At 67.3% G+C, this 17,789-nt stretch carries 16 protein-coding genes; 10 read left to right on the top strand and 6 right to left on the bottom strand.

From position 1 onward, the window contains the following. Window positions 1-1,122, top strand: a complete 1,122-nt coding sequence (locus JWS14_RS25985; RefSeq protein WP_095863236.1) for an acyl-CoA dehydrogenase family protein — start codon at window positions 1-3, stop codon at window positions 1,120-1,122. Beyond that, window positions 1,119-2,690 (top strand): long-chain-fatty-acid--CoA ligase, encoded by a 1,572-nt coding sequence (locus tag JWS14_RS25980; RefSeq protein ID WP_095863235.1) that lies wholly within the window; start codon window positions 1,119-1,121, stop codon window positions 2,688-2,690. The genes JWS14_RS25985 and JWS14_RS25980 overlap by 4 nt, the downstream gene beginning before the upstream one ends. Window positions 2,691-2,731: 41 nt before the next feature. Here JWS14_RS25980 and JWS14_RS25975 read toward each other — a convergent pair whose 3' ends face one another. Continuing rightward, window positions 2,732-3,847 carry an NAD(P)H-dependent flavin oxidoreductase gene (locus tag JWS14_RS25975; protein ID WP_206014752.1) on the bottom strand — a complete coding sequence of 372 codons (1,116 nt, stop codon included), beginning with the start codon at window positions 3,845-3,847 and terminating at the stop codon, window positions 2,732-2,734. Beyond that, on the bottom strand, window positions 3,848-5,500 hold the full coding sequence (locus JWS14_RS25970) for an acyl-CoA synthetase (RefSeq protein WP_072947876.1): 1,653 nt from the start codon (window positions 5,498-5,500) through the stop codon (window positions 3,848-3,850). A 79-nt stretch (window positions 5,501-5,579) separates the two neighbouring features. Between JWS14_RS25970 and JWS14_RS25965 the strand changes: the two genes are divergently transcribed. Next, window positions 5,580-6,431, top strand: coding sequence for a crotonase/enoyl-CoA hydratase family protein (locus JWS14_RS25965; RefSeq protein WP_206014750.1), 852 nt, complete (start codon window positions 5,580-5,582; stop codon window positions 6,429-6,431). Window positions 6,432-6,521: 90 nt separating this feature from the next. Here JWS14_RS25965 and JWS14_RS25960 read toward each other — a convergent pair whose 3' ends face one another. Together JWS14_RS25960 and JWS14_RS25955 are read right to left on the bottom strand one after the other, a co-directional pair. Then, entirely contained in the window at window positions 6,522-7,469 is a 948-nt protein-coding gene (locus JWS14_RS25960) for a hypothetical protein (RefSeq protein WP_206014748.1), read from the bottom strand. A 189-nt stretch (window positions 7,470-7,658) separates the two neighbouring features. Then, window positions 7,659-8,696, bottom strand: a complete 1,038-nt coding sequence (locus tag JWS14_RS25955; protein WP_206014747.1) for an LLM class F420-dependent oxidoreductase — start codon at window positions 8,694-8,696, stop codon at window positions 7,659-7,661. Between the two features lie 79 nt (window positions 8,697-8,775). On the opposite strand from JWS14_RS25955, the gene JWS14_RS25950 reads away from it, so the two are divergent. From JWS14_RS25950 to JWS14_RS25930, 5 genes are read left to right on the top strand one after another with little or no spacing between them, the layout of a single operon-like run. Continuing rightward, window positions 8,776-9,756, top strand: a complete 981-nt coding sequence (locus tag JWS14_RS25950) for a Zn-ribbon domain-containing OB-fold protein (protein WP_072947869.1) — start codon at window positions 8,776-8,778, stop codon at window positions 9,754-9,756. Between the two features lie 12 nt (window positions 9,757-9,768). Next, complete coding sequence (locus tag JWS14_RS25945) at window positions 9,769-10,833, top strand: thiolase domain-containing protein (RefSeq protein WP_206014745.1); 1,065 nt, start codon at window positions 9,769-9,771, stop codon at window positions 10,831-10,833. Next, on the top strand, window positions 10,833-12,008 hold the full coding sequence (locus JWS14_RS25940; RefSeq protein WP_095863230.1) for a thiolase domain-containing protein: 1,176 nt from the start codon (window positions 10,833-10,835) through the stop codon (window positions 12,006-12,008). The genes JWS14_RS25945 and JWS14_RS25940 overlap by 1 nt, the downstream gene beginning before the upstream one ends. Window positions 12,009-12,025: 17 nt before the next feature. Next, a complete protein-coding gene (locus tag JWS14_RS25935; RefSeq protein ID WP_206014743.1) occupies window positions 12,026-12,889 on the top strand; it encodes a TIGR03619 family F420-dependent LLM class oxidoreductase in 864 nt (287 codons plus the stop codon). 10 nt (window positions 12,890-12,899) lie between these two features. Beyond that, window positions 12,900-13,313, top strand: a complete 414-nt coding sequence (locus JWS14_RS25930; protein WP_206014741.1) for a nuclear transport factor 2 family protein — start codon at window positions 12,900-12,902, stop codon at window positions 13,311-13,313. A gap of 9 nt (window positions 13,314-13,322) precedes the next feature. On the opposite strand, the gene JWS14_RS25925 is transcribed toward JWS14_RS25930, so the two are convergent. Next, the gene (locus JWS14_RS25925; RefSeq protein ID WP_095863229.1) at window positions 13,323-14,579 is read right to left on the bottom strand and encodes an erythromycin esterase family protein; all 1,257 of its coding nucleotides are present in this window, start codon (window positions 14,577-14,579) and stop codon (window positions 13,323-13,325) included. Between the two features lie 87 nt (window positions 14,580-14,666). Continuing rightward, the gene (locus tag JWS14_RS25920; protein WP_206014740.1) at window positions 14,667-15,923 is read right to left on the bottom strand and encodes a cytochrome P450; all 1,257 of its coding nucleotides are present in this window, start codon (window positions 15,921-15,923) and stop codon (window positions 14,667-14,669) included. Window positions 15,924-16,083: 160 nt separating this feature from the next. Between JWS14_RS25920 and JWS14_RS25915 the strand changes: the two genes are divergently transcribed. Together JWS14_RS25915 and JWS14_RS25910 are read left to right on the top strand one after the other, a co-directional pair. Then, complete coding sequence (locus tag JWS14_RS25915; protein ID WP_072947852.1) at window positions 16,084-17,247, top strand: steroid 3-ketoacyl-CoA thiolase; 1,164 nt, start codon at window positions 16,084-16,086, stop codon at window positions 17,245-17,247. 9 nt (window positions 17,248-17,256) lie between these two features. Next, on the top strand, window positions 17,257-17,772 hold the full coding sequence (locus JWS14_RS25910; protein WP_072947849.1) for a nitroreductase family deazaflavin-dependent oxidoreductase: 516 nt from the start codon (window positions 17,257-17,259) through the stop codon (window positions 17,770-17,772). Window positions 17,773-17,789 lie beyond the last annotated feature (17 nt).

Genomic DNA, 17,789 nt, shown 5'->3' with positions numbered 1-17,789 from the left:
ATGGACTTCACTCCCACCGAGGCCCAGCAGGATCTTGCCGGGCTCACCCGAGGAATCGTCTCGGATCTCGTCACCAACGACCGGCTGCGCGAACTCGACGCGGCGGAAGACCGTCTCGATCGCCGGCTCTGGTCCGCGCTCGCGTCGTCCGACGTGCTGAGCGCCGCACTGCCGGAGTCGGTGGGCGGCGATGGTTTCGGCGTCCTCGAGCAGTGCAGCATTCTCGTCGAACTGGGCCGTGCCGTGGCAGCGGTCCCCTACCTGTCGTCGATCGTGATGGCGGCTGGGGCGATCGCGCAGTACGGAAGCGAACAGCAGCGTGCCGATTGGGGCACTCCGGCCGCGAGGGGCGAGAAGATCCTCACCGTGGCGCTCGACGAGGAACTGGGCGACAACCCGGCCGCGCCGACGACCCGTGCCGAACCCGGCGCGGACGGCTGGACGCTCGACGGCATCAAGATCGTGGTCGACGCGGCACCGTCCGCGGACCTCTTCCTGGTCCCGGCAACCACCCCGGACGGGGTCGCGGTCTTCCTCGTCCGCCCGGACGACGCCGGGGTGACCGTCACCCGCCAGCAGACCGTCGACCTGGCCAGCGTCGGTGAGGTGACCCTCCGCGGAGTGTCACTGGCCGGGGACCGCATTCTCGGCAGCGTCGAGCGGGGCCACGAGATCGTCGACTGGATCGTCGAGCGCGGCACGCTCGGCGCGTGCGCGTATCAGTACGGCGTCCTCGACGAATCCTTGAAACTCACCGCGGCCTACGCCCGGGAGCGGGTGCAGTTCGGCCGGCCCATCGGCAGCTTCCAGGCCGTAGCCCAGCGACTCGCCGACGGCTACATCGACGTGAAGGGCGTCCGGCTCACACTGTGGCAGGCGGCGTGGCGGCTCAGTGAGGGACTGCCCAGTGAAGGCGATGTCCAGACCGCCAACTTCTGGGCGTCCGACGCCGGACACCGGGTGTCCCACACCCTCGTCCACGTCCACGGTGGCGTCGGACTCGACGAGGACCACCCCGTGCACCGGTACTTCCTCGCCGCCAAGGCGCTCGAGTTCCGGCTCGGTTCGGCCACGCAGCAGTTGCGGGTCCTCGGCGCCGAACTGGCCACCGTCCCGGCATGACCGCCACGCTCGCCCGCACGGTATCGGACCTGCTGCTCGGTGTCGCGCACTCCGGCGCGCAGGGGCTGTACTTCGAGGACCGGTTCGTGTCGTGGTCCGAACACGTGCGGGCGAGCCTGCGCCGCGCCGCGATTCTCGACCACCTCCTCGACGCGCAGCGGCCCCGGCACTTCGGGGTTCTGATGGACAACGTCCCCGAGTTCTCCCTGCTCGCCGGGGCGGCGGCGCTGTCCGGCGCCGTACTCGTGGGGCTCAACACCACTCGGCGCGGGGAGGCGCTGACCCGCGACATCGTGCTGGCCGACTGCCAGGTGGTCTTCACCGAATCCGGCCGGTCCGCCCTGCTGGACGGTGTCGACCCCGGTGTTCCCGTCGTCGACGTGGATTCACCGGCATGGTCCGATCTGCTCGCCGAGGAGCGCCCCGATTTCACCCCGAAGGCCGCCGCGCCCGAAGACCTGTTCATGCTCATCTTCACGTCGGGCACGAGCGGCGACCCGAAGGCGGTGCGCTGCACGCACGCGAAGATCACCGGCCCCGGCGTCATGCTTGCCGAGCGCTTCGCGCTGTCCCCGGACGACGTCGTGTACATGTCGATGCCGATGTTCCATTCGAACGCCATGATGGCGGCGTGGTCCGTGGCGCTCGCGGGGCACAGCTCGATTGCGCTGCGGCGCAGGTTCTCCGCGTCGAACTTCCTGCCCGACGTGCGGAGATTCGGCGTCACGTACGCCAACTACGTCGGAAAGCCGCTGTCGTATGTGCTGGCGACTCCCGACATGCCCGACGACGCCGACAACACCCTGCGGGTGATGTACGGCAACGAGGGGTCCGCTCCCGCGGTCGCGGCGTTCGCGCGCCGCTTCGGCACCGCGGTGATCGACGGGTTCGGCTCCACCGAGGGCGGCATCGCCATCTCCTCGGCACCCGGGGCACCGCCGGGTTCTCTGGGCAGGCTCCCCGAGGGCGTCGCGATCCTCGACCCCGAGACCGGAGATCCCTGCCCGCCAGCCGAATTCGATGCGGCCGGCCGGGTCGTCAACGCCGAGGCCGCAACGGGTGAACTCGTCAATGTCGCGGGGTCGGGGGCGTTCGCGGGCTACTACAACAATCCCGAGGCCGACGCTGAACGGATCCGCGACGGTCGGTACTGGAGTGGCGACCTCGCCTACCGGGACGCCGAGGGATTCGTCTACTTCGCGGGCCGCAGTTCCGGGTGGCTGCGCGTCGACGGCGAGAACCTCGGTTCGGCGCCCATCGAGCGCATCCTCCTGCGGTACGACGGCTTCGCCCAGGTGACGGTGTACGGGGTGCCCGACGTCGAGGTCGGGGACCGGGTGATGGCAGCCGTCGTACCGACCCGGGAGTTCGATCCCGTGGCCTTCGCGGACTTCCTCGACGCGCAATCCGATCTGGGTCCGAAGCAGCGCCCGAGTCTGATCCGGGTGTGTGCCGAGTTCCCGCGGACGGCCACGTTCAAGGTGCTCACCCGCGCGCTGAGCGCCGAGGCCACGCAGTGCGCCGATCCGGTGTGGGTCCGCGACGGAGACCGCTACTCCCCCAGGTGAGTGGCAAAGTGTGCTGGCGCACGCTTTGCCACTCACCTGGGCTAGCGGAAGCTGTCGAGGCGGGACACCGCCGAGTCGAAGCCCTTGACCAGTTCGTCCATCACCTCGGCCACCGGCCGGATCTCGTTCATCCGCCCGACGATCTGCCCCACCGGCATCGCCACGACATCCGGGTTCTCGGACGCGGCGATGCGCTGATGCGCCTCGCTGACCAGCAGATTCTGCAGCGGCATCGGCAGCGGCGCGGGCGCGTCCGGCTTCGACCACGCGTCGGTCCACTTGGTCTTGAGCAGGCGCGCGGGTTTGCCCGAGTAGATCCGGGACCGCACCGTGTCCGCCGACGTCGCCCCGAGGAGGGCGCGCTGGATCGCGGACGGACCCTCCGCCGACGCGCTGCCCAGTTTGTACTCGGACGTGGTGAGCCAGTACGACCCCATCCACACCCCCGCCGCCCCCAGCGACAGCGCCGCGGCCACCTGGCGTCCGCTGCCGATACCACCGGCCGCGAGTACGGCGGCGGAATCCCCGATGGCGTCGACGATCTCGGGAACCAGCACCATCGACGCGATCTCCCCAGTGTGCCCACCGGCCTCGTACCCCTGCGCGATGACGATGTCGACACCGTTCGCGACGTGCCTGCGCGCGTGCTCCACGGCGCCGGCCAGCGCGGCCACCGGAACCCCCTTCTCGTGGGCCTGGTCGATGACGTCCTTCGGGGGTGAACCGAGGGCGTTGGCGATCAACGCAATTCGATGATTCAGAGCGACGTCCACGTGCGACCGCGCCACTGAATGCAGCCAGCCGAGCACACCGGTCGCGTGCTCGGCACCCGAATCCAGCGGCGGCACCCCCAGTTCGGACAGGGTCCGGTCGACGAACGCGCGGTGTTCCGCGGGGATCAGCGACTCCAGGTCCACCGACGTGCCCTCGGTGGGCACCTTCGCGGGCATCACGATGTCGACGCCGTACGGCTTGCCGTCGGTGTTCTCGTCCATCCACGCCAGGACGGCCTCGAGTTCCTCGGGATCGTTGAACCGGACGCAGCCGAGCACACCCAGGCCGCCGGCCCGGGAGATCGCCGCGGCCACGTGTTCGGACGGCGTGAACCCGAACACCGGGTACTCGATGCCGAACTTCTCACTCAAACTCGTATGCATTTACGCGCCTTTGCTTTCGGGCGAACCGTTGCCGTTGTGGTCGTCGGCCGGCCGGGTCTCGGTCTGTTCCTTGGCCCAGCGGTAGTCGGGTTTGCCCGCAGGCGAGCGCTTGATCTCGTCGACGAACCAGAGGCTGCGCGGAACCTTGTATCCCGCGATCTCCTTGCGTGCCGCGTCGGCGATCTCGTGCAGGCTCGGACGCACCCCACGACGGGTCTGAATGACGGCGGCCACCCGCTGGCCGAAACGTTCGTCGGGAATGCCGACCACGAGGGCGTCGAAGACGTCGGGATGCGACTTGAGTGCGCCCTCGACCTCCTCGGGGAAGATCTTCTCGCCGCCGCTGTTGATGGACACCGAACCGCGGCCCAGCATCGTCACCGTGCCGTCCGCCTCCACCTGCGCGAAGTCGCCGGGGATGGAGTAGCGGATGCCGTTGATCTCCTTGAACGTGGCCTTGGTCTTCTCTTCGTCCTTGTAGTAGCCGATCGGGATGTGCCCCCTGCGCGCCAGGATGCCGACGACCCCGGAGCCGGGTTCGACCGGGTTGCCGTCCTCGCCGAGGACGGAGGTGGACGCGTCGATCTTCACCGTCGGGCCGCCACCGTGCGAGTCGCCCTTCGCGACCACGCTGAGGCCGCCGAAACCCGTCTCGGACGAACCGATGGAGTCGGTGATCATCCGGTTCGGCAGCAGTTCGAGGTACTTCTCCTTGATGCTGGGCGAGAACAGCGCCGCCGAACTCGCCATCAGGAACAGCGAAGACAGGTCGTAGGGTTCACCGCTTGCCTCGTTGCCCTCCACCAGCGCGTCGAGCATCGGGCGCGCCATCGCGTCGCCGGTGATGAAGATCAGGTTGACCTTGTGCTGGTCGACGATCCGCCACACGTCGTGGCCGTCGAATTCGGGGTGCATCACGCACTTTCCGCCGCCGAACAGACTCTGGAACACCGCCCACTGGCTGCCGCCGTGGATCATCGGGGGGATCGGGAAGCGCGTCATGCCGGGGCTCTCGGCACCCAGCTTCGCGAGATCCCACTCGTCCTCGACGTATTCACCGGTCATGAAGTTGATGCCGCCGCCGAGCACCCGCCAGACGTCCTCGTGACGCCACATCACGCCCTTCGGCTTTCCGGTGGTGCCACCGGTATAGAGCATGTACAGGTCGTCATTGCTGCGCTCGCCGAAGTCGCGGTCGGGGGAACCCTGCGCCAGCGCCGCCTCGTATTCGACCCCCTCGTAGTCGAGATCGGTGCCGTCCTCGACCACCACGGTGGTCTTCAGGAGCGGCGTCTCGGGGAGCACATTCGCCACCTTGTCGGAGTACCGGCGTTCGTGGACGAGCGCGACCATGTCCGAATTGTCGAAGATGTATTGCAACTCGTTCTCGATGTACCGGTAGTTGACGTTCACCATCACCGCACGAATCTTGAAGACCGCCACCATGGCCTCGATGGCCTCGATGGTGTTGCGGCAGTAGATGCCCACCTTGTCACCGGGCCGGACACCCTGTTCACGCAGGTAGTGGCCGAGGCGATTGGCCCTCTCCTCCATCTGCGCGTACGTCACTTCCCGGTCGTCGGACACCAACGCGACGCGGTCCGGAACGAGGTCGATTGCGTGCTCTACGAGGTCTGCGATATTAAGGGCCACGTCAACAAAGTAGAACGTGTTACCGTTTCTGGCAAGACCTAATTTGAGAGCCAGCTCACACACCCTTCGGGAGACTTCAGTGTCCTCTACAACGACCGAGAAATCCGACATTTCGGCACAGTCGCCGCACTGCCTCGTCGAGAAACGCGGGCACGTCCTGATCGTCACGATGAACCGCCCCGAGGCGAAGAACGCGCTGTCCGGCGAAATGATGACGATCATGCGGGACGCGTGGGATCAGGTCGACTCCGACCCGGACATCCGGGTCGCCATCCTCACCGGCGCCGGCGGTGCCTTCTGCGCCGGCGCCGACCTCAAGGCCATGACGTCGCAGCACCCCGGCGACTCCTTCTCCGGCGCGGGCGAGCGGAGCGAGGGGAAAAATTCGGGCTGGGACCTGTCCAAGATCGAGGCGCTGCTGAAGGGACGGCGCCTCACCAAACCTCTCATCGCCGCAGTCGAGGGTCCCGCCATCGCCGGCGGCACCGAGATCCTGCAGGGCACCGACATCCGCGTCGCCGGCGAGAGCGCCAAATTCGGTGTCTCCGAAGCGAAATGGGGACTATTCCCCCTCGGCGGCTCCGCCGTACGCCTCGTCCGGCAGATCCCGTACACCGTCGCAGCCGACATCCTGCTCACCGGACGTCACATCAAGGCCCCCGAGGCCAAGGAAATCGGCCTCATCGGGCACGTCGTCCCCGACGGCCAGGCCCTCGACAAGGCCCTCGAACTCGCCGACCTCATCTCCGCCAACGGTCCCCTCGCCGTCCGGGCGATCCTGAAGACCATCCGCGACACCGAAGGCATGCACGAGGAAGAGGCCTTTCAGATCGACGCCGCCCTCGGCACCGAGGTCTTCAAGAGCGCCGACGCGAAGGAAGGTCCGCGCGCCTTTTCCGAAAAGCGCGCGCCGAAGTTCGAGGGCCGCTGACCGCCTCCTTCCTGGACGAACGGGACGCTCGTTGCGTTAGATCGAACGAACGTCCCGTTCGTCCCGCGGGCGGGGGCGGCTAGGGCGCGGCTAGGGCAACATCCGAACGCTCGGCCGCGGACGCGACGCGGCAAGTTCGAAGTGAGCCCTCAGGTCGGCGATCACCTGCTCGGGCTGGTCGCGGACAGCGCTCGGCAAGGTCGGCAGCACGATGATGCCGGCGTTCTGCATGCGCGTCCGCCGCTCCACGGTGTGCTTGTACTGCCGAGGTGCGAGGTGCCAATCGAGCGAGTCGATGTCCCACGCGAGCGCGACCTCGTCGATCCAACCGTCCGGCATCGCGATGAACCGTCCGTCGATATCGACGATCTTCCTGTTGAACACCATCTCGGGAAGCCCACTGCGCAGCCACAACCGCCGCGCGTGGGCCTCGGCGACCGAGTGGACATTGTCCTTCATTTCCCGCAGAACAATTCGCGGGATGGCGGATCCACGACCACTTCCCGCGTCGAGTTCGACGGCGAGCTCTTCCGCCGTGACCGCTCCGCGCTGGACGACTTCCGCGATCGTCGCGCGCGCCGCGTCCAGCGTCATGCACCTGCGCGCGGCGTCGAGCAGGGCCCTCGGCAACGGTGCGCAGGCGACGTTTCCGCGCAGCTCGGCCTCAGGCATGCGCGACGTGCGTTCGACCTTGACGAAACCCGTGGACTGCACCCGACGGTCGACCGCGACGAGAACATCCACGTCGGCGGAGTAACTCCCGAAACCGTGACACCGCAGGGCCGAACGTCCCGTGACGAGCGAGTTCCGGCCGCAGAACAGAAGAGCTGCGAGCACTCTGTGCTGGAACGACGGCTGCCCGTTCTGGAGGAGCACGATTCCCGGCAGGAGGCGCTGCCACGGTCCACCGGACCGACACCGCGCCGAGATCGTCGATCGAGCCAATCCGAGGCGTTCGAGTTCCGACGTCCGGACGACGCCGGCCACTCCCACCTGATCGAGCAAATCCGGCTGCTGTCCCCAAATCCCCCGTCGCATCAACTCATGCTGCCAGCGGACGGCGCGTCACGACAGGCCGAATCTGCGCCCTGTGGATAACCCACGTTCCCGGCTCGGACGAACGGGAGGCTCGTTCGATCTGACGCAACGAGCGTCCCGTTCGTCCGAAGACCAAGACCCGGGGGCGGAGGCGGTCAGAGGGCAGGCAGCCGGGTGCGCGGAGGACAGTCAGCCGAGGACCGCGGCGGAGAGTTCGCGGACGTGGTCGGCGTCGCGGCAGGAGACGAGGAGCATGGTGACGCCGGCGTCGGCCCAGCGTTTGACGTCGGCGCGGACTTCGTCGACGTTGCCGATGATCATGGTTTCGGTGACCATTTCGTCGGGGACGACGGCGGCGGCTTCGTCCTTGCGGCCGGCGCGGAAGAGGCGTCCGATTTCGTCGACCTGTTCGCCGTAACCCATGCGGGTGTAAACCTGGGCGTGGAAGTTGAGTTCGGGGGCGCCCATGCCGCCGACGTACAGGGCGGTGACGGGTTTGAGGCCGGCGATGGCGGCGGCGCGGTCGTCGGTGACGATGACCTGGCAGGTGGCCGCGACTTCGAATTCTTCGCGGCTGCGACGGGCGCCGGGGCGGGCGAAGCCTTCGTCGAGCCATTCGTTGTACATGGGCGCGAGGCGGGGTGAGTAGTAGATGGCGAGCCAGCCGTCGGCGATCTCGGCGGTGAGCGCGACGTTCTTCGGACCTTCGGCGCCGAGCCAGATCGGGATGTCGGCGCGGAGGGGGTGGGTGATCGGCTTGAGCGGCTTCCCGAGTCCGGTGCTGCCGGGACCGGTGTAGGGCAGCGGGAAGTGCGGGCCGTCGCTGGTGACGGGTTCCTCCCGCGCCAGCACCTTCCGGACGATGGAGACGTATTCGCGGGTGCGGGCGAGCGGTTTCGTGAACGGCTGCCCGTACCACCCCTCGACGACCTGCGGCCCGGACACGCCGAGCCCGAGGATCGCCCGGCCGCCGCTGAGGTGGTCGAGGGTGAGTGCGTGCATCGCGGTGCTGGTGGGTGTGCGCGCGGAGATCTGCACGACGGACGTGCCCAGGCGGACGCGGTCGGTGCTCGAACCCCACCAGGCGAGGGGGGTGAAGGCGTCGGATCCCCACGATTCGGCGGCGAAGACGGCGTCGAATCCCTCGGCTTCTGCCGCGACGATCAACTCCGGGACATTCGCCGGCGGCTGTGCGCCCCAGTATCCGAGTTGCAACCCGAGCTTCATCGTGTGCCTCCGCATCGACCGTCGTCAGAAGTGACCCTTGCCACAAACACTAGAACCTGTTCTACTCGAAGTTGTGAGCATGGGAAAGAGCGCGGTGGCCGAAAAATTCTCGAACGAACCGTTGAGCGCCCCGCTGAAACTTCAATTCGACTACACCCGATCGGTGGGCCCGACCATCGGCGCCTTCGTGACCGCGCTGCGCGACCGCAAGGTCATCGGCGCCCGCGGCTCGGACGGACGCGTCTACGTCCCACCGCCCGAATTCGACCCGGACACCGCCGAACCACTCACCGACTTCGTCGGGGTGTCCGACGCAGGCACCGTGGTGAGCTGGACGTGGATGCCGGAACCCATTGCCGGGCAACCTCTCACCACCCCGTTCGCGTGGGCGTTGATCAAGCTGGACGGCGCCGACACGTCGCTGGTGCATGCCGTGGACGTCGCCTCCCCTGCCGGAATGAGCACGGGCATGCGGGTGCGGGCACGGTGGGCGCAGGAACGCGTCGGGCGGATCCAGGACATCGTGTGCTTCGAACCCGGCGAGTCGACGGGCGAACCCGGACCGGCCTCGGAGTCGGAACCGGTCACGATGGTCACGACGCCGATCGATCTCGACTACCTGCATTCCGCGTCCGCCGAGGAGAGCTTCTACCTCCGAGGGTTGAAGGAGGGCAAGCTGATCGGTGGCCGCACCGGCCCGGGCGGCAAGGTGTACATCCCGCCGCGCAGCGCCAACCCCACCGACGGCATCCCGACGAAGGAGCAGGTGGAACTGCCGGACCGGGGCATCGTCACGACGTTCTGCATCGTGAACGTCCCCTTCCTCGGGCAGCGGATCAAGCCGCCGTACGTCGCCGCCTACGTGCTGCTCGACGGCGCGGACATCGCGTTCCTGCACCTGATCCTCGACTGCGATGCCGCCGACGTGCGGATGGGCATGCGAGTGGAGGCCAAGTGGAAGCCACGCGAGGAGTGGGACTACACGCTCGAGAACATCGAGTACTTCAGGCCGACGGGCGAGCCCGACGCCGAGTACGACACCTACAAACACCACCTGTGAGGGCGCGGCACAATGACAGATATCGCAGTCGTCGGGTTCGCGCACGCACCGCACGTGCGTGAGACCACCGGCACCACCAACGGCGTCGAGATGCTGGTTCCCTGCTTCCAGCAGCTGTACGAGGATCTCGGGATCACCAAGTCCGACATCGGTTTCTGGTGTTCGGGATCCTCGGACTACCTGGCCGGCCGTGCGTTCTCCTTCATCTCGGCGGTCGACTCGATCGGCGCGGTACCCCCGATCAACGAGTCGCACGTGGAGATGGACGCCGCCTGGGCGTTCTACGAGGCCTGGATCAAGATCATGACCGGCGAGGTCGACACGGCCCTGGTGTACGGGTTCGGGAAGTCCTCGGCCGGCAATCTCCGCAAGGTCCTGTCCATGCAACTCGACCCCTACTTGGTCGCGCCACTGGCCCTGGACTCGGTGTCGCTCGCCGGACTGCAGGCGCGTCTCGGACTCGACGCCGGGAAGTGGACGTCCGAGGAGATGGCGGCGGTGGCCGCGCGCAGCCGGGCCGCGGCCGAGAGCAACCCGAACACCCAGTTGTCGGGGCACGTCGACATCAACGAACTGCTCGCGAGACCGTTCGTCGCGGATCCGTTGCGCGCCCACGACTGCGCGCCGATCACGGACGGCGCCGCTGCCGTCGTTCTCGCTTCCGGAGACCGTGCCCGAGAGCTGTGCGAGCGACCGGCGTGGATCACCGGGATCGAGCATCGGATCGACTCCCCGAACTTCGGCGCCCGTGACCTGACGGTCTCGCCGTCGACGACGGCGTCGGCGCGGGCGGCCACCGGCGGGGACGTCGGCGGTATCGACGTGGCCGAACTGCACGGACCGTTCACCCATCAGGAACTGATCCTCCGCGAGGCCATCGGGCTGTCCGATGCGACGACGATCAACCCGTCGGGCGGCCCGCTGAGCGGGAACCCGATGTTCTCCGCGGGTCTGGAACGCATAGGTTACGCAGCCAAGGCCATCATGGACGGCAACGCCGGGCGCACGCTGGCGCACGCCACGAGTGGTGCTGTGCTGCAACAGAATCTGGTCGCAGTCTTGGAGGGAGGCAACTGATGGCGAATCAATTGGCCGCCGTACTGGGCACCGGTCAGACCCATTACGTGGCGAAACGGCACGACGTGTCCATGGCCGGGCTGGTGCGCGAGGCGATCGACCGCGCGATGGAAGACGCGCGGGTGGGCTGGGACGACATCGACGCCGTCGTGATCGGCAAGGCCCCCGACCTGTTCGAGGGGTCGATGATGCCGGAGCTCGCGATGTCGGACGCACTGGGCGCCAACGGCAAACCGCTTCTGCGTGTGCACACCGCGGGCTCGGTCGGCGGTTCGACCGCGTGCGTGGCGGCGAGCCTCGTGAAGTCGGGGGTGCACAAGCGGGTGCTGACGGTGGCGTGGGAAAAGCAGTCCGAGTCGAACGCCATGTGGGCGCTGTCCACACCGATTCCGTTCCACATGCCGGTCGGCGCGGGCGCGGGCGGGTACTTCGCCCCGCACGTCCGCTCGTACATCCGGCGGTCCGGCGCACCCGATCACATCGGCGCGATGGTGGCGGTGAAGGACCGGCTGAACGGCAGCCTCAACCCGTACGCCCACCTCAAGCAGCCCGACATCACGCTCGAATCGGTGCAGGCCTCGCAGATGCTGTGGGATCCCATCCGCTACGACGAGACCTGTCCGTCCTCGGACGGCGCCTGCGCGCTGGTGATCGGCAACGAGGAGGCCGCCGAGCAGGTCGTCGCGGACGGCCGTGAGGTGGCCTGGATACACGCGACCGCGATGCGCACCGAGCCCACCACGTTCGCCGGACGCGACCAGGTGAATCCGCAGGCCGGACGGGACGCGTCGGCCGCACTGTGGAAGGCCGCGGGCATCAAGGATCCGCTCGACGAGATCGACGTGGCCGAAATCTACGTCCCCTTCTCCTGGTTCGAACCGATGTGGCTCGAGAATCTCGGCTTCGTCGCCGAGGGCGAGGGCTGGAAGCTCACCGAGGCGGGCGAGACGGCCATCGGCGGCCGGCTCCCGCTCAACGCGTCGGGCGGCGTCCTGTCGTCCAACCCGATCGGCGCCTCCGGGATGATCCGGTTCGCAGAGGCGGCGATGCAGGTGATGCACCGCGCCGGCGACCACCAGGTGAAGGACGCGCGCAAGGCACTCGGCCACGCCTACGGCGGCGGTTCGCAGTACTTCTCGATGTGGGTGGTCGGTTCCGACCGGCCGAACAACTAGTAGTAGGGACGTCACCAGTGAAATTCACCGTCGGCATCGCCATGAATCCCCTCGATCAGTTGCCGGCTCTCGCGAAAACAGCTGAGGAGTGCGGGTTCTCGTCGATTGCACTCCCCGACTCGCTGTTCTTCATGGAGAAGCAGAGCGCGGACTACCCGTACACACCGGACGGCTCCCGGATGTGGACCGAGGAGACGCCGTGGGTGGATCCGCTGATCGCGGCGGCCGCCATGGGTGCGGTGACGTCGAAGATCGAGTTCTACACCCAGGTCCTCAAGCTGGGGTCCCGCAATCCGGTGCTCCTGGCCCGCCAGGTGGGATCGGTGGCCAACCTGATCGGCAACCGGTTCGGTTTCGGTGTCGGGATCGGCTGGGCACCCGAGGAATTCGAATGGTGCGGCGTGCCGTACGCGAAACGCGGCGCCCGCGTCGACGAGATGATCGACGTCATCAAACTGATCCTCGGCGGCGGGATGGTCGAGTATCACGGTGAGTTCTACGACTTCGACCGCCTGCAGATGAGCCCGGCCCCGACGAAGCCGGTGCCGTTCTACGTCGGCGGCCACACCGACGTCGCACTCCGGCGCGCCGCCCGGGTCGGTGACGGCTGGACGTCGGCGATGATCAAGTTCGACGATCTCGTCCAGGTCATCGCGCGACTGCGGGAATTGCGGCAGGAGTACGGCCGGGCCGATCTGCCGTACGAGATCCAGACCGTCTGCATCGACCGTTTCGGCAAGGACGGCTACGCCGAACTCGCGGACGCCGGGGTGACCGACACGATCGTCGTCCCGTGGGTGTTCGACGGCATCGGCTTCGACGGACCGCTCGACGCCAAGCAGGAGTCGCTGCGCAAGTTCGCCGATCAGTACATCGGATAGGAGTGTGGACATGACGACGACCGACCATCCTGCCCGCCTCGCCGGACAGGCGTCCCGCGCGGCGGCCAGCGGCAGGCGCAAGGAGGAGTGGCTGGCCCTGTTCGCCGAGGACGCATGTGTCGAAGATCCCGTCGGCCCTTCGGGTTTCGACCCCGAAGGGAACGGGCACCACGGCCTCGATGCGATCTCCCGGTTCTACGACATGACGATCGCGACCACCGAATCGCTCGAATTCCTCATCACCGATTCACTGGTGTGCGGCAACGAGAACGTGAACATCGGGACCATCCGGTCGACGGTGGCGGGATCGCAGATCGACGCCGAGGGCGTGTTCGTCTACCGCGTGGACGACGAAGGCAAGATCACGTCGCTGCGGGCCTTCTGGGAGGTCGAGCGGGCGATGAAGACGCTGCGCAAGGTCTGAGGATTCGGATCACCCGGCGGCCTCGTCGAGGTGCCGGACGAAGAGGACGGCATCGAGTTCGCCGAGGCACGCGGGGTCGAGCGGGAAGTACGTGGAGTTGCTCGACGGGTCGGCGCGCTTCTGTGCGCCGCGGACGGCGTCCGCCATCGCCGCGGCAGGCACGAGACAACTCTCGCCGACCGCGAAGAGCAGATCCTCGAGGGTGCCCGGTGGCGGCTGTCCGATGCCGTGACCGGGCGCCTCACCGACCGCGGAACCGATGACCGTGTACGCGTCGCCGAACCGCAGGTCCAGGTGGGCGCCGGCGCACCACCAGTGCAGGTGCATTCCGGCGAGATCCCAGTGGGTTTCGCCCTTCAGCAGATGGCCGTTGTGGGCGAAGACGAATGTCGGCCCCCGATCCGCCTCCCTCCGCACCAGCGCGGACAGGTTGTCCGCCATGAGGGTGTCGCGGATCCCCAGAAGGCGGGCAATGCGGCGTGGGGAGTTCTCTGCCATTCCGGCGTGATAGCTGAGCAGGCGGGTGGCGACGCGACCGTGCAGTTCGGCCTCCCACCATTCGTCTCGCGTGCCCGCAGCGACGAGGCGAGGCGCCTCCGAGGCCAGCAGCGTCATCAGGTCGTCGGCGATCAGACGCAACTGTCCGGCCTCGGCGGTGGCACCGACGGATCGGGCCGGGTCCATGGCGACGGCCGGGTCGCTCCAGCGGTCGTCGTCGCCGATCAGGGCGGAGATCCGGTCCGGAGTGCAGGGCAGATCCCGCTCGTCGAGGTGGGTCCGCAGGTAGGTGTCGAGGAAGGTCAGGGCCTGCCGGGGGCTGTCGGCGGACGTCATCTCGATGGGGGCGTCGAAACCGAAGAACCGCACGTGCTCGCCCGCTTCGCGTCGGCTGTTGTGGTCGGCCATCCATCGGATAAGGTCGCGGTTGGCCCGGGACTCTCCGAAGCCGTGGCTGAAACCGTGTTCCATGACGTCGTCGAGTGGCACGCCGTTCGTGCCCCGCACGAAGGAGTCGACGAGTATCCCTTTCAGGCAACTGCTTTCGATCGCGATGGATCGATAGCCCTCGTGTTCGACGAGGTATCGGAACATCTGATTGCGGAGCAGCAGAAAGCTCTCCTCCCCGTGCATGGGCTCGCCGAACCCGAGCAGGCGAGGAGCGGCGTCCAGGCGGCGAAGGAACGCGTCGAGGGCGGCAGTGACGCTCGGATCTCCCGGCGCCGAGAAACCGGCACCCGGGTCGTGGACGATGGACCGCACAGTCATGACCTGCTCCCACCCTCCTCGGACAGAAAGGGAACAGCGGCGTCGGAGAGGATGAGGGTGCCCTCCGACGCCGCTGAATCAGTGGGGTCAGTGCCTGACCGGGCAACCGCCTGACGCAGTCTTGTAATCGACCTGAAACTCCTTGATACCGTTGAGCCAGCCCGAGCGCAACCGCCGCGGATCTCCCAGCTTACTGATATCCGGCAGGTGATCCGCAATCGCATTGAAGATCAGGTCGATTTCGAGGCGGGCGAGGTTGGCTCCGAGGCAGAAGTGCGCGCCCGTACCGCCGAACCCGACGTGCGGGTTGTTCTCCCGCAGGATGTCGAACTTCTCGGGATTCTCGAATGCGTCCTCGTCGAAATTCGCAGAGCCGTACAGCATTACGACCCTCTGCCCCTTCTTGATGTGCACGCCGCCGAGCTCGGTGTCTTCCAGTGCGGTGCGCTGGAACGAGTTGACCGGTGTCGCCCACCGGACGATCTCGTCCGCCGCCGTCTTGGGACGCTCCTTCTTGTAGAGCTCCCACTGATCGGGATGGTCGAGGAACGCCATCATGCCGTGTGTGATGGCATTGCGGGTGGTCTCGTTGCCGGCGACCGCCAGCAGGATCACGAAGAAGCCGAATTCCTCGGGAGAGAGCTCATTTCCATCGATGTCCGCTTCGATCAGCGTCGTGACGATGTCGTCGGCGGGGCACTTCTTGCGCTCGTCCGCCATCTGGTACGCGTAGCCGAGGATCTCCATCGACGCGGCCTGTGGGTCGATGTCCAGTTCTGGGTCGTCGTAGCCCGTCATCTGGTTCGACCAGTCGAACACCTTCAGCCGATCCTCCTGCGGCACGCCGAGCAGTTCGGCGATCGCCTGCAGCGGAAGCTCACATGCCACCTGGGTGACGAAGTCGCCGGCCCCCGATTCGGCGGCCTCCTTCACGATCTTCTCGGCGCGCTCGGTGAGTTCTTCGCGCAGGCTGTTGATCGCGCGGGGTGTGAAGCCGCGGGAGACGAGTTTGCGGAGTTTCGTGTGCTCGGGAGCGTCTTTGTTGATGAGGATGAAGCGCTGCATCTCGATGTTCTCGCGCGGAATGTCGTCGGCGAAGCGCACGATCGCGGTGTTCTCGTGGGTGGAGAAGACGTCGCTGCGCCGCGACACCTCTTTGACGTCCTCGAGCTTGCTGACGACCCAGTAGCCGTCGTCGTGGAAGCCACCGATCTCCGGCGGCTGCGGGTTCCACCAGATCGGCGCAGTCTTCCGCAGTTCGGCGAACTCCTGGTAGGGGATGCGTTCTGCGTAGATGTCCGGGTCGGTGAAGTCGAAACCCTCTGGAAGATTGGGCTGCGCCACTGCTGTCTCCTGCCCTAAGCCATACACCACTCAGTGATGTGGAACACGTTCTACTAGCATTGAAGCACAAGCCGGGCGACTAGCAAAGGAAAGCTCAATCAGACCTTGCCCAGACAGCAGAACCTGTTCTATTTTCTGAGAACAAGGAAAGGAGCCCGCCGTGGGCACACCCGTCATCGTCGAGGCAGTTCGCACCCCCATAGGAAAGCGCGGTGGCTGGCTGTCCGGATTGCACGCCGCCGAGATCCTCGGCGCCGCTCAGCGGGGCATCCTCGACCGCTCCGGCATCGACCCCGACCTGGTGGAGCAGGTGATCGGTGGTTGCGTCACCCAGGCCGGTGCGCAATCGAACAACATCACCCGAACCGCGTGGCTGCACGCCGGACTGCCCTGGCAGGTCGGCGCCACCACGATCGACTGTCAGTGCGGCTCCGCGCAGCAGGCCAACCATCTGATCGCGGGCCTGATCGCCACGGACGCGATCGACGTCGGAATCGCCTGCGGCATCGAGGCCATGAGCCAGGTGCCGCTCGGGGCGAACGTCGGGGAGAACGCCGGCCCACGCAGGCCCGCCGACTGGGACATCGACATGCCCAATCAGTTCGAGGCCGCCGAGCGCATCGCCCGCCGCCGCGGAATCACCCGCGCCGACGTCGAAGCCCTCGGAGTGCGTTCGCAGGCCCGTGCCAAGCAGGCGTGGGACGAAGGACGCTTCGACCGGGAAGTGCTGCAGGTGGCGGCGCCCGTCGTCGACAAGGACGGCAACCTCACCGGGGAGACCCGGATCGTGACGCGCGATCAGGGTCTGCGCGACACTACCGCGGAATCGCTCGCCAGGCTGAAGCCCGTACTCGAGGGCGGCATCCACACGGCGGGCACCTCCTCGCAGATCTCCGACGGCGCCGCCGCCGTCATGCTCATGGACGAGGCCAGGGCGCGCGCCCTCGGCCTGAAACCGCGGGCCCGCATCATCTCCCAGGCGCTCGTCGGTTCCGAACCCGAATTCCACCTCGACGGACCTGTCCAGGCCACGGCGCGCGTCCTCGAACGCAGCGGCATGAAGATCGGCGACCTCGACCTGTTCGAGGTGAACGAGGCGTTCGCCTCGGTCCTGCTGTCGTGGGCGTCGGTGCACGAGCCCGACATGGACAGGGTGAACGTCAACGGCGGCGCGCTCGCACTCGGACATCCCGTGGGCAGCACCGGGTCCCGGCTCATCACGACGGCGCTGCACGAACTCGAGCGCACCGACGGGTCGACGGCCCTGATCACGATGTGCGCCGGCGGCGCACTGGCCACCGGCACCATCATCGAGCGGATCTAGGGCCGCCCGATGAATGCGCCCGCCCCCGCCCGACCCGAGCCAAATTCCCCTCGCTCCGCTCGACCGCCCGGTCTCGACTCGAAGTGGACGGCCTCCCTCATCAAGTGGATGTCGAAGATCAACGTCGTGCTGTACCGGCGGACGGGCGGGCGACTGGGCAGCAAATGGCGCGTCGGCAGCGCCTTCCCGCGCGGGTTGCCCGTCTGCCTGCTCACCACCACCGGCCGTAAGAGCGGCGAGCCCCGGATCAGCCCGCTGCTGTTCCTCGAGGACGGCGACCGCATCATCCTCGTCGCGTCGCAGGGCGGCCTCCCGAAGCACCCGATGTGGTACCTCAACCTGCGCGCGAACCCGCAGGTGACCGTCCAGGTGAAGTCGCGGATCCGGCCGATGACCGCCCAGGTGGCGGACCCCGGGGAACGCGCGCGGCTGTGGCCGCGGCTCGTCGACATGTACGCGGACTTCGACAACTACCAGGCCTGGACGGACCGCACGATCCCCGTCGTCGTCTGCACACCCCGATAGCAGTTGTATGTACCGTC

The organism is Rhodococcus koreensis, from assembly GCF_017068375.1.
Taxonomy (GTDB): Bacteria; Actinomycetota; Actinomycetes; order Mycobacteriales; family Mycobacteriaceae; genus Rhodococcus_F; species Rhodococcus_F koreensis.
This window is presented reverse-complemented; position numbering and strand designations above follow the sequence as displayed.

What these genes read in the sequence shown, in the direction of transcription:
- JWS14_RS25985 (WP_095863236.1), top strand. Translation starts at nt 1, where the DNA reads ATGGACTTCACTCCCACCGAGGCCCAGCAGGATCTTGCCGGGCTCACC.
- JWS14_RS25980 (WP_095863235.1), top strand. Translation starts at nt 1,119, where the DNA reads ATGACCGCCACGCTCGCCCGCACGGTATCGGACCTGCTGCTCGGTGTC.
- JWS14_RS25975 (WP_206014752.1), bottom strand. Translation starts at nt 3,847, where the DNA reads ATGCATACGAGTTTGAGTGAGAAGTTCGGCATCGAGTACCCGGTGTTC.
- JWS14_RS25960 (WP_206014748.1), bottom strand. Translation starts at nt 7,469, where the DNA reads ATGCGACGGGGGATTTGGGGACAGCAGCCGGATTTGCTCGATCAGGTG.
- JWS14_RS25955 (WP_206014747.1), bottom strand. Translation starts at nt 8,696, where the DNA reads ATGAAGCTCGGGTTGCAACTCGGATACTGGGGCGCACAGCCGCCGGCG.
- JWS14_RS25950 (WP_072947869.1), top strand. Translation starts at nt 8,776, where the DNA reads ATGGGAAAGAGCGCGGTGGCCGAAAAATTCTCGAACGAACCGTTGAGC.
- JWS14_RS25945 (WP_206014745.1), top strand. Translation starts at nt 9,769, where the DNA reads ATGACAGATATCGCAGTCGTCGGGTTCGCGCACGCACCGCACGTGCGT.
- JWS14_RS25940 (WP_095863230.1), top strand. Translation starts at nt 10,833, where the DNA reads ATGGCGAATCAATTGGCCGCCGTACTGGGCACCGGTCAGACCCATTAC.
- JWS14_RS25930 (WP_206014741.1), top strand. Translation starts at nt 12,900, where the DNA reads ATGACGACGACCGACCATCCTGCCCGCCTCGCCGGACAGGCGTCCCGC.
- JWS14_RS25925 (WP_095863229.1), bottom strand. Translation starts at nt 14,579, where the DNA reads ATGACTGTGCGGTCCATCGTCCACGACCCGGGTGCCGGTTTCTCGGCG.
- JWS14_RS25910 (WP_072947849.1), top strand. Translation starts at nt 17,257, where the DNA reads ATGAATGCGCCCGCCCCCGCCCGACCCGAGCCAAATTCCCCTCGCTCC.